The organism is Flavobacterium sp. ST-158, from assembly GCF_058309975.1.
In genome coordinates this window covers 6,314-15,647 of record NZ_JBZEEN010000020.1, presented here as the reverse complement: position 1 = coordinate 15,647, position 9,334 = coordinate 6,314, and the positions used below count along the sequence as shown (strand labels likewise).

The following is a 9,334-nucleotide window of genomic DNA, read 5'->3' as shown; positions in this document are numbered from 1 at the left end:
AAGGCTTTATTTGGGTTGTAGTTTATGAAAATGGGGAGATTTAAAAGAAAAAACGAGGTTTTTTCACAGCCTGACGTTAGCTGCCATATTTGTTTTTTAATTAGTGTTGTGAATTGCTTTCAAAATTGTATTTTTACTTATGATTCCCAACGGTGTAAGTTTTCATAATTTTAAAGATTTAGTTGTGAATTGCTTTCAAAATTGTATTTTTACTTATGATTCCCAACACAAAAATTCGCCAAACGGTGGTGGTGTTGGTTGTGAATTGCTTTCAAAATTGTATTTTTACTTATGATTCCCAACGTTTTCCGTTAATTAATTCATGTTGCGCAGTTGTGAATTGCTTTCAAAATTGTATTTTTACTTATGATTCCCAACATCTACGTTATCGGATGCTTCACAATTACAGTTGTGAATTGCTTTCAAAATTGTATTTTTACTTATGATTCCCAACATCAGGCTTTAAGCGATGCTATAGCTTCGGGTTGTGAATTGCTTTCAAAATTGTATTTTTACTTATGATTCCCAACTGATACCCATATTTGTAGCACCGCCACGATGTTGTGAATTGCTTTCAAAATTGTATTTTTACTTATGATTCCCAACCTCCAAATGTGGTATTGGTTAATTTTTCAGGTTGTGAATTGCTTTCAAAATTGTATTTTTACTTATGATTCCCAACACAATGGCAGAGGGCGAGTCTTTTGTTATTGTTGTGAATTGCTTTCAAAATTGTATTTTTACTTATGATTCCCAACAATTCAGAGATACCTTTGATACGTCTGTAAGTTGTGAATTGCTTTCAAAATTGTATTTTTACTTATGATTCCCAACTTACAGCTGGATAGAAACCGCTGAACAGGAGTTGTGAATTGCTTTCAAAATTGTATTTTTACTTATGATTCCCAACATGACGAAGCATTTCTTCTGAAGTTATTTCGTTGTGAATTGCTTTCAAAATTGTATTTTTACTTATGATTCCCAACCTGTTGCTTTTTTGGTTTGTGTAATGTTACGTTGTGAATTGCTTTCAAAATTGTATTTTTACTTATGATTCCCAACGTTTGGGGTCCAACAATGAAGTTGCTTTAAGTTGTGAATTGCTTTCAAAATTGTATTTTTACTTATGATTCCCAACCGAAATGGCAGGATTGTCTTTGTATTGCATGTTGTGAATTGCTTTCAAAATTGTATTTTTACTTATGATTCCCAACATGTTTCCGAATTTTCACAATCCATCGGAAGTTGTGAATTGCTTTCAAAATTGTATTTTTACTTATGATTCCCAACTCTATGTTTTAATTCATCAACATAAGACGAGTTGTGAATTGCTTTCAAAATTGTATTTTTACTTATGATTCCCAACATACCTCGATTTAATCGGTTGATATGTTGGTAGTTATAAGTAGTTGTAGAAATGGAAAAAGAAGAGGGGTAAGAGGTAGAACGATAGTGTTCTAATCGGTTTTTTTATTCTAGCAAAATTAAAACAATTCCAATTGTTGAGAGGGTTTTTCTGGTTCTACTGGTTTTTTACCATAAAAAAGATCCATCATGCCAAATTGTTTGTCAGTGATTTGCATCACGCCAATTTTGCCGTGCTCCGGTAAACTATTTTTAATTCTTTTGCTATGTACTTCTGCATTTTCTCTACTGGCACAAAAACGCATATAGATCGAAAATTGAAACATAGAAAAACCATCGTCTAATAATTTCTTGCGAAATCCACTAGCAATTTTACGCTCCTTGCGTGTTTCGGTGGGCAGATCAAAAAATACTAATATCCACAAACTTCTATATTGGTTTAAACGGCTGTAATGTTCATCATACATACAAAGGGTATAAAATTTTCCTAGCTGTTCCTTCAAAACATTCGTGTAGCGAATTGGTTGTGCGGCTCATGGCTACCATTAACGGGCTATTTTTTCCATCTATAAACACATCAATAGTGGCAATACCTAGTAATTGCTTTTTAATTTCGATAGTTAATTCGTCGTAAGAATCTTCAGTTTCCATGATATGGCAAACAATCAAATCGACATAAGGGCGATAGGGTTCCATAATATCATCGGCTAGACAATAAGCATTGTATTTGTTGCGATGGAAAATTCCTAAGGTGGGTAACATTCCAGAACTAACAATCGCTCTTGCCGTAATCGCTCGTAAAATAGCATAGCCATAATTCAATAAATTATTAGGAGGAATTCCTTTTTGTCCTCGGGTGAAATTTTCTACTGTAATCAAGTTTTGCCAATAAAAAACGGCTGCCCTCGATTCGTGATTGAGTGCATCACCTGAGGTAACTTCTTTTGCCCATAGTTCCATTTTTCGGCACGGAATTCCTTTTTTCTTAAGCAATCCCGCTTGATTTATAATTTTAGAACTAATGGTTTGTTGCCACAAATTCTTTTTAAGCGGGACAGATGCATTGATTTGGTTTTTAAAACGTTCCGTTTGTTCGGTATGTCCGCTTAAGGGCATCAATAAACCGATAGGTAAGTGCTGTTGATCACAGTTAATCAATGCTACATTATTACGGGTCAATTTTTCTAATAATCCATTGGTAATGGTGATTTGTTGATTTTCCAAAACGATTACTCCAATATCTTCAATAGCAACTGTTTTAGTATCTTGTTCCTTGTCTGGATAAGAGATTAGAATTTGCTCATTTTTGGTACTCAGATAAGCAGGATTACCGAAGAAAAGGGTTCGTTTTATCATAACTAATATTCTCCTAGTTGAACTATTTGACCTAAGTGATTGATTCGGACTTTTATGATTCCTTCAAAATAAGGCAGACTTTTTATCGACTTATAAGTTTTATCTTTTAATTCTTTTACATCATTTATTGTCGTTTCTAAATGATGTCTAAATACATAATCTCTGACAGATGCATTTCCGTATTCAACTTTAGAAAATTTCTGAACTCTAAATAAATTTTTACTTATTATTTCTTTGTTTATAGGATTATATAAGTCAAATTCTTTTGGGTTAAATCCTTCGGAAGGAAATATAAAAAACTCATTTTGTTTCATTGAAAACAAGAATTCCCAACCTTTTTCGTGATTTTTATTAATAATAGATAACCCAAGATTATTACGAGTTACAGCTTCAAAAAATGAAATTACTTCGTCCTGTAAGTTTCCTTTTTCGTCTCTGTAGATAGCCACGTGATGATTACTTCCTGTACTAACAAAGTCAACAGCAATTGGGTTGTTGTTTTCGTCTAAAATTTCATTACCAAAATGGTCTTTTTTAGTATGTAAAGCTTGTGCATTACTTACGCCACTAATTGTTACTCGTTTTATCGCTATTCCTTTTTCTTTGTTTTGCCAAATTGGGTTTTCGCCAAGGTTTATGAAGGCTTTTTTCGGGTCGTTACCAAATTCTGCTAAACGGTTTTCAAGAATACTTTTCAAACCCGAATCCATTACTTTAGCGATGCTTTTTAAATCTTTGAAATTGTCTGGTGTAATGTCTTTTCTAATAGTATAATTATCTTCTAACCAAACCATTTTTACTTTTTCAGGAACTATAATATTGTCTTTTAAGCTAATGTAAATTGGTGTTTTGGCTAATGCATTTTTGCCTGTAAAAGCTTTTTTAGGGTCATCATCGTTTTCTTCTAATCGTTTCAAAAGCGCCTCACGATATTCTTTTTTTGCAACTTTCTGTATATAATCTTTGTGGAAATTGGCATTTATTTTTTCTTCTTTGGTTTCATAACGCTGCAATTTCCCATATACTGTTTCTTTATGCAATTGCCCTCTAGGAGTCAATTGTATTTTTTGATTGGTTCCGCCACTTTTTTTTGTTACATTTTTATTTTTGGTAACTACTTTATTTTTTGCTTTGTAGGAAATCAAAATACCTTCGAGTTGTTTTTTAGCTTCTTCTCTAAAGTTTGGCATTGGTTCAATAAATCGAAGTTTGTTATTCTTGTCTCTTCTCAAATATTTTGTTTCAATTCCAAAAACTGAACTTGCTTTTTTATCGCCTTGTGTTTTTGCATTTAGATTATTCAAATACTGAATATAAGCTGGTTTAGTAAAAGCAACGGTTATGGCATCCATAGCGTGATGGCGATGGTCATTTCGTTTTGTCCAATCTTTAATTTTGTACAATCGTTCTCCGTTTTTACCTTCTTCAATATGGGTTAAACCCAATTTGTCGTATTTCTCCCAATTGATTTCTTTCATCACATCAACTAATTCCCAATCTTCACGAAGTTTGTCAGTTATACTACCAATTGTTACAGTGACATTTCTGGAAACTTCCAATAAAATTTCTTTAGCTTTCTTAGCAATGTATTGTGTTTCTCTTAATTGACGAGCAATAAAACCTTCCGGAATTTCATTGTCTGCCATTAAAAGTTTATTCTGTTTAGTTCTGCTAATTTTTCCAAATAAACTTTTCACTCTTTTTTCGAATTGGTCAAATTCTTCGAGAGATAGTTTTTCTTGTAAAAAGGAATAAGCAGTCTTATTACTTTTATCAATGTTTAATTGTCGTTCACAAATAGTTTTATTTGAAAAACTATCGTCAAACAAACGTGATTTTGGAATGATATGCTCAATGTCATAGTCTTTTGTAAACAGTTTTGATGGTTCTATTGGTTTTCCTGTATACAATGAAATTCCATCACATTCTTTCCAAAGTTTATAGCGTATAATGTCATTTCGAGTTACACGATGAATTCCAAATTCGGAATGTAATAATTTCCTGATTTGTTCGTGTTCAGCAGTACTTTTATTAATCTGTTTGGTCATTTCACTACGTTGTTCGTTATTGTTTTTCAACTCACGAGCTAGTTCTACACGAATTTCATCAGGTTTTCCCATTTCAGGGTCTTTTATAATGGCGTTAATCACATTAATCATCTGATTAAGTATTTTCTCTACCACAGGATTTCTAAGACTGTTTTTCTTTAATAATTCTATAGTGTCTTTTAGAACCCTTTCATTATTTTGTTCTGTTGTTAATGATGACGAATGATTATAGCCCACGAGTGTGCAAGCTTTATCATAAATATGTCCATCCATTAAGTGGGGTAATATTTTTTTTATGGCTTTAGCACTCAAACTTCCATAATCGGCTTGAAGATTTATATTCAAAAGGAAAGGGAGGTGATTTTCTTTGAAACCAAATTTGTTTTTTAAAGTTTCTTTTAATTTGTCATCATCTTCCGCAGAATATAATAAATGCCAAAATTGATAATAAGGTTGTTTGTCGAAATCATCGCCTTGAATGTTTGTGTCAAAATCTAAAATATCGGTATTGATATTTATAGTTTCAAATATTGGAGTAACAGTTTTTTTTATTTCTAAAGGTTTCATTTTAGAAAAATCCATTTCATATCCTTCAACTTCAAGTATTTTTTCAAAGGCTTTATAAATGGCGTTATTGGTTCTGTTTCCCTCAATTTTTTTGAAATTAACAGTATGTGTACCTTTCTTTAGTTCACAAAAAGTTAACATCTGAATATCTGTCATACTTTCTTTAAACTGCAATTCTTTTGCAATTAATTGCTTCAACTCTTCGCTCAATTCAAATATCTCTTTCATAGTTTCATTTTTAACGACAACATTATTCAAATTCTGCCAAATCCTGAATTCTTGAAATAATGGAGACGATTTAGGAATGGCTTTATGTCCTTTTTCAAATTCGCAAAAACTTACCAGATGTTTTTGCGATTTCAATTTTCGTTGGTAGAAAATGGTAATATCTCGAACTTCAGATTTTAATTTTTCATCTAATTCAGTATGAAATTTTGACTGTGTTTCCCATATTTTTTCAAATTCATCTAAATAATCCTGACGGTAAAAAACTTGATTTTTTAGTTTGGCATGTGCGTTTTTCTGAAGTTGCTTGTATTGAAATTGGCCAACAGTTTCCTGATTGAAATATAATTCCTTGCTTCGGTCGCTAATTGCACCAAGATAACCGCTAGATTGATTAATTTGATTATTTATTTCAGTTATAATAAATGCCAAAATTTTCAAATCTAGTTCCATTGTCAAAGCCTGATTTCTCCATTTATAATGTTGCAATTTGGTCTCTTCTCTAGTCCCCTTATTTTCGGCAAGTGGAATATTTAATGTTTTTGAAAAATATTGAGAAGTTATTGTTCTTGATTTCCCTTGAATATCTTCAAGAAGTTTATCATTTATTTGTTCAGGATAGAATTGATTTTGGAAAAGAACAATTTTTTCTAGTTCCTTCTGTAAATCCGAGCGGTAAAAATCAGGAATAAATTTCCCTCCTTTTAATAAGGAATTATAAACCCATTGGCCGGGTGTTAGGTTATTTTCGAAAATCTCTTTGGCAATTTTCATTCCATCAATTGCATCGCCTTCTTCAACGGTTTTAGCTTTTCGACTGCTTTTATAACCGCGCTTTTTATTAAGCATCAATAAAACTTGAACCAATTCTTCTTTAGTAATAGCTTCTGCAACGGATTTTGCTCTTAATTGATAAGATGAAAAAGTAGATGATAATCCAGTTTCAGCATAAATAAAATCAGCAGGAATGAATTTTATTTCATTAAAAATTTTTAGTAAAGCATCTCTTCTTTGTTTAAAACGCTGCAAACCTCGTCTTGCGCCACGTTTTAAAGTTCTGTCAGCATTTATCGAAATTGTATTTCCTTTTTTAAAATCGGCTTCTTCATCAGTAGTAAGAGGAACAATACGAACACCTGTATTTATTATAGATGAAGTTTCATTTTCATTTTCTGCTTCATTAATAAATGACCAACCAATGGATGTAGTACCTAAATCCAATCCTAATATTTTTTTCATTTCAAACTATTTTTTATAATGATTTTCTGGTTATCTAAATTAATTTTTAAATTTAATCAAAAGAAAATTAACAGTTTTATGGAAAACCATAATTATAGAATAATATTTTATTGTATTATTGCAATACAATTTTGAAGCAATTCACAATAAGGATTATTCCGTTGTGAAAACATTTAAGGCGGGGAGACTCGCCTTTTTCTATGGATTTTATTTAATATGTTTCGCAAGCACAAAATGAATGCAATAAAATAGCACCTAATTGTAATTGCTATTTTTAATTAAATAGCATACTTCTATTATTAATAGATCCACTTAAATTAGAATGAGTAAATAAAGTAAGTTTTATAATTATTTACTTGTAAAAAGGTTTTCCGTAATGTACTTAAAACCCTAATACTGTTATTTGTCTCAAAGCCCTTCTAACAGATGGGTTTAGTAACTAATTTTAAAAAAGTATTTATTATGGAAACAATTCAAGCAATTAAACCAGGACCAAAACCAAAGACAGAAGAAGGAAAAGATGATTTAAGAAGGAGAGTTAACCCCGAAACGAAGCCTAAGCATCCTACATTAAAACCTCATGTTCATAAACCAAATGATTAGAGGTACACCAACGGTTTACGGACATATCGTTAGTGAACAAGTGTTGCTTAAGGAAGATTTAAAAAACTATTTACGTACTGCCTACGTCTCCGAAAATATCACTGAAAGCGAGATTGAATCCATTGTAAGAGATTTAGAGCGATTACCATGATTCGAGTTTGTACGAAAGCAACAAAACCATTATGAAAATGCTATACGACGGCTTTTTGTTACAACCTGAGGACAGAAGCCAAAAAGATTTTTATGTGCAGCTGATTCACTTTTCAATAAGTAATGTTAGATGATATTACTTAAAAAAAAACATAAGCTGAGGTATAAATAAATTGTTTTTTGTCACTATAAGTTTAAAAAACCTGATTTGTCTTTTGTGAAGGTGGAATAACATGGAGCCGAAATAAAAGTGAAATCAAAACTCTTTTTTTAGAAGTTAAAACAAGCTTGTCGAGTAACGACCGGGGTACTTTTTCCTAAAAGGAAGTAGTACCCCGGCTTGTTTTGGGATACTTTCTAAATACATCTATATCGCTACTATATGTTAAAACATCAGTTGGGGTACAGGGGTACAACTTTAAAGTTGTACTTGTACCACCACAATTCTAATTGTTGATTTGTTCTATTCAGAAAGGGATTTGAGGATTAAATATAAATCAAATCCAAAAGAAACTAATGTAGAACGAAAAATGAAGTGCTATGTCAAAAGGGATTTCATGGAACAATTACCTTCTTGTAATTGTGCTGCTAACCATTATGTGGCATGTATTGGTCGGCTTGGTTTATTATTATATTGACCTCAAAGAATTACGAAACGGAAAACGAAAACTTCAATTTCGTTGGTTGAAAAAAAACTTCGATTCTGATTACAATCAGGACGCTGAAGCTCAGGAAATACTCTCAAAGCAAACAATGCAATAAAACAACTGCAATAAATAGTTAGTAAATGAATTACAACAGACACTTTACAGAATTTTTTGAGAAATGTTTACAGCATAAAGATTTGCTTCCCTCGCACATTAGCTTGTATATGGTTCTATTTCAGTTTTGGAATTGCAATCGATTTCAAAATCCAATCAGTATCTCTAGAGAAGAACTAATGCTTGTGAGTAAAATTAGTTCCAAAGCAACCTATCATAAATGCATGAAAAAGTTGCACACCTTAGGATTTATAAAATACGAACCAAGTCACAATCCATTTAAAGGCAGTCAGGTATCAGTTTTTAATTTAGATAACCATACCATACCATTACCGGAAAATCAAACCTCATTTTCAACCATTCATCATTAACCATCAACCATCAACCATCAACCATCAACCATTCACCATTCACCATTCACCATTCACCATTCACCATTCACTTTTCACTTTTCAACTCCTTTATCAAGACAAAAGAAAGCCAACCATTCACCATTAACCATCAACCATCAACCATCAACCATTCACCATTCACCATTCCCGTCCTTATAATTTTATACCCCAAAATCACGGAAGGGATTTTAGCGTTGGCAGTGGGGAGCGACCCCCGAGTGCAGTGCGTAGCACCAACGGCTGGGGTCGCGATAGGAAAATCATTCCGATGATTTTGAGTGTAAAAGTAGGCAGACTTGATTTTTTGTTTCTTTTGTATCAAGACAAAAGAAAGGCAATTACTCTCTATTGACTTTCAACCATCAACTATCAACCATGAACTATCAACCATGAACTATCAACCATGAACTATCAACCATCAACTATCAACCATTCACTTTTCAACTCCTTTATCAAGACAAAAGAAAACCAATCACTCCCCACTAACGATCCATCATCAACCATTCACCATCAACCATTCACCATCAACCATCAACCATCAACCATCAACTATTCACTTTTCAACTCCTTTATCAAGACAAAAGAAAACCAATCACTCCCCACTAACGATCCATCATCAACCATTCAC

8 protein-coding genes and 1 CRISPR repeat array are annotated in these 9,334 nt (G+C 32.3%); of the genes, 5 read left to right on the top strand and 3 right to left on the bottom strand.

Features of this window, described 5'->3' with window-relative positions:
* Nucleotides 1-105: 105 nt before the first annotated feature.
* Nucleotides 106-1,366: direct repeats of the CRISPR family, unit length 46 nt; unit sequence GTTGTGAATTGCTTTCAAAATTGTATTTTTACTTATGATTCCCAAC.
* 118 nt (nt 1,367-1,484) lie between these two features.
* The 3 genes from cas2 to cas9 are packed head-to-tail and all read right to left on the bottom strand — an operon-like array spanning nt 1,485 to nt 6,800.
* Complete coding sequence (cas2, locus tag AC4FRF_RS17375; protein WP_491161546.1) at nt 1,485-1,832, bottom strand: CRISPR-associated endonuclease Cas2; 348 nt, start codon at nt 1,830-1,832, stop codon at nt 1,485-1,487.
* Nucleotides 1,825-2,721, bottom strand: a complete 897-nt coding sequence (gene cas1, locus AC4FRF_RS17370) for a type II CRISPR-associated endonuclease Cas1 (protein ID WP_491161544.1) — start codon at nt 2,719-2,721, stop codon at nt 1,825-1,827. Before cas1 ends, cas2 begins: the two co-directional genes overlap by 8 nt.
* 2 nt (nt 2,722-2,723) lie before the next feature.
* Nucleotides 2,724-6,800, bottom strand: coding sequence for a type II CRISPR RNA-guided endonuclease Cas9 (gene cas9 / locus AC4FRF_RS17365; RefSeq protein ID WP_491161543.1), 4,077 nt, complete (start codon nt 6,798-6,800; stop codon nt 2,724-2,726).
* 462 nt (nt 6,801-7,262) lie between these two features.
* On the opposite strand from cas9, the gene AC4FRF_RS17360 reads away from it, so the two are divergent.
* The 5 genes from AC4FRF_RS17360 to AC4FRF_RS17340 all read left to right on the top strand — a co-directional run.
* Nucleotides 7,263-7,403: a hypothetical protein gene (locus tag AC4FRF_RS17360; protein WP_491161541.1), complete on the top strand. Its 141-nt coding sequence runs from the start codon at nt 7,263-7,265 to the stop codon at nt 7,401-7,403.
* A complete protein-coding gene (locus tag AC4FRF_RS17355; RefSeq protein ID WP_491161539.1) occupies nt 7,381-7,554 on the top strand; it encodes a hypothetical protein in 174 nt (57 codons plus the stop codon). The genes AC4FRF_RS17360 and AC4FRF_RS17355 overlap by 23 nt, the downstream gene beginning before the upstream one ends.
* Before the next feature lie 539 nt (nt 7,555-8,093).
* Nucleotides 8,094-8,315: a hypothetical protein gene (locus AC4FRF_RS17350; RefSeq protein WP_491161538.1), complete on the top strand. Its 222-nt coding sequence runs from the start codon at nt 8,094-8,096 to the stop codon at nt 8,313-8,315.
* A gap of 25 nt (nt 8,316-8,340) precedes the next feature.
* Nucleotides 8,341-8,685, top strand: coding sequence for a hypothetical protein (locus AC4FRF_RS17345; RefSeq protein ID WP_491161537.1), 345 nt, complete (start codon nt 8,341-8,343; stop codon nt 8,683-8,685).
* Nucleotides 8,686-9,109: 424 nt separating this feature from the next.
* A partial coding sequence (locus tag AC4FRF_RS17340; RefSeq protein ID WP_491161535.1) for a hypothetical protein occupies nt 9,110-9,334 on the top strand: 225 nt, incomplete at its 3' end.

Bases quoted from the DNA above. Each gene is read 5' to 3' on its own strand.
- cas2 (WP_491161546.1), bottom strand. From the start codon at position 1,832: ATGTATGATGAACATTACAGCCGTTTAAACCAATATAGAAGTTTGTGG.
- cas1 (WP_491161544.1), bottom strand. From the start codon at position 2,721: ATGATAAAACGAACCCTTTTCTTCGGTAATCCTGCTTATCTGAGTACC.
- cas9 (WP_491161543.1), bottom strand. From the start codon at position 6,800: ATGAAAAAAATATTAGGATTGGATTTAGGTACTACATCCATTGGTTGG.
- AC4FRF_RS17360 (WP_491161541.1), top strand. From the start codon at position 7,263: ATGGAAACAATTCAAGCAATTAAACCAGGACCAAAACCAAAGACAGAA.
- AC4FRF_RS17355 (WP_491161539.1), top strand. From the start codon at position 7,381: ATGTTCATAAACCAAATGATTAGAGGTACACCAACGGTTTACGGACAT.
- AC4FRF_RS17350 (WP_491161538.1), top strand. From the start codon at position 8,094: ATGTCAAAAGGGATTTCATGGAACAATTACCTTCTTGTAATTGTGCTG.
- AC4FRF_RS17345 (WP_491161537.1), top strand. From the start codon at position 8,341: ATGAATTACAACAGACACTTTACAGAATTTTTTGAGAAATGTTTACAG.